Origin of the sequence: Arthrobacter silviterrae (genome assembly GCF_011045165.1) — a bacterium.
Lineage (GTDB): Bacteria > Actinomycetota > Actinomycetes > Actinomycetales > Micrococcaceae > Specibacter > Specibacter silviterrae.
In genome coordinates this window covers 1-1,650 of record NZ_JAAKZI010000077.1, presented here as the reverse complement: position 1 = coordinate 1,650, position 1,650 = coordinate 1, and the positions used below count along the sequence as shown (strand labels likewise).

Annotated in this window: 2 protein-coding genes; both read left to right on the top strand. The window is 68.9% G+C overall.

The features are described 5' to 3' along the window. Positions 1 to 1,112 (top strand): HNH endonuclease signature motif containing protein (locus tag G6N77_RS19425; RefSeq protein ID WP_165183814.1); only part of this gene is annotated, 1,112 nt, incomplete at its 5' end. Positions 1,113 to 1,312: 200 nt separating this feature from the next. Continuing rightward, positions 1,313 to 1,650, top strand: a 338-nt coding sequence (locus tag G6N77_RS19420; protein ID WP_165183815.1) for a hypothetical protein, incomplete at its 3' end; no start/stop codon positions are given.

Sequence of the window (1,650 nt, the reverse complement as noted above, 5' to 3'; positions counted from 1 at the left end):
CCACCTGCACCCGCCTCGCCCGCGCCCAACAAGGCCCCAACGAACACCGCACCCTCTCCCAACTCCGCGCCGACACCGCCGCCATCCTCCTCCTCGGCCAACAACTCCCACCCACCACCACCACCACCGGCAACGCCGCCTCCACCTCCGCTGGCGGCGCCACCACCTCCGGCACGGCCAATGGCACGGGAGGGGACACCGCCACTGGGGCGGGCGGTGGCGCCGGTGACGGTGCCGCGGGTGTGCCGGTGGGGGAGCTGCTCGGGTCCCTGGCCGGTGCCGTGGTGGAGGGAATGGTGGACGGGGTGGTGGAGGACCCGGTGGGTGAGTACTTCGCCCAGCTCGAGGCGACCCGGGCCGGGCTCGCCGTGGCCGAACCTCCCCTCCCCGTGGCGCAGGTCATCCTCACGGTCCCGGTCCTGGGGCTGCTCGGGGCCACGAACGAACCGGCGGTCCTGGCCGGGCACGGCCCCATCGACGAGGTGACCGCCCGGAAACTCCTGGGAGGGGCGGGGAGCTTCCTGCGCGTGCTCACCGACCCCGTCACCGCCGAACCCGTCAAGGGCGTGCCCCCGGAGCGGTACCGGCTCCGGGACGCGGAGAAGGCGCTGCTGCGCGCCCTGGCCGAAACCTGCTCCTTCCCGGGCTGCACCAACACCGCCCTGGACACCGAAACCGACCACCTCACCGCCTACGCCCTGGGCGGGCCCACCACCCCCGCGAACTCCCATGCCCTGTGCAAACGCCACCACGCCTACAAGCACTTCCGCGACGACAAGGACAAACACGGCCGCCACCGCCAGGACCTGGACCCCGACCGGGCCGCCATCACACTGCGGGGCTGGACACCGAACCGCACCCCCGACGGGCGCGTCGGCTGGACCTCACCCACGGGCAAATACCACCCGCCCGAGCCCCGCACCACCGAACCACCCGCCTACCCCAAATGGCTCAAAAAACAACTCACCCAAAAACCCGGACCCAAAAGAGACACCAGCCGAACCACCACGCCCGGCCCCGCACGCACCAGCCCGGCACCACGCTTCGACCTGCGCCGCAGCCCCCTCGAAAACCTCCTCCGCTACAAAACCCAGCCCCACCAGCCGGACTAACAACAACAAAAGCCGCCGCCCCTGCATTGGTTGAGGGCCAATGAAACGCAGCATCGGGCGGCCCATGGGGAGAACGGCCCATCCCATTCTTGATGGAGGCCCCATACGGTGAAAATATGCTGAACAGACTGGAACGACGTGCCCTTGTCCCGCTGCTACTTTGTACGTCGCTGGCGGTAAGTTCCTGCTCAGGCCCGTCGTTGCCCACTGCAGCCGACGCCCGGCCGCGGCTCGAGCAACTCTCCACCGATCTGGCGGGTGCCTTCGCGCGGGACTACCCCGGGCAGCCGTGGCTTCCGGTCCGGTACGGGGACACCAGTATGGCCACGGACTCGTCCGGCACTTGCGTTCTCTGGATCGGCACCTTGCGCTCTCAAGACTCCTTGTACGCACTCGCCGGCAACTGGGATGCCGTCATGAAGACCATCAACCCGGTCCTGAAAGAAGGCGGCTTTGCTCCCATCACCCATACGGACTCGCTCAAGGGTGGCTACACAGGGATCAGCTCCACGGACGGCCACGGAGGCCGGCTGAACAT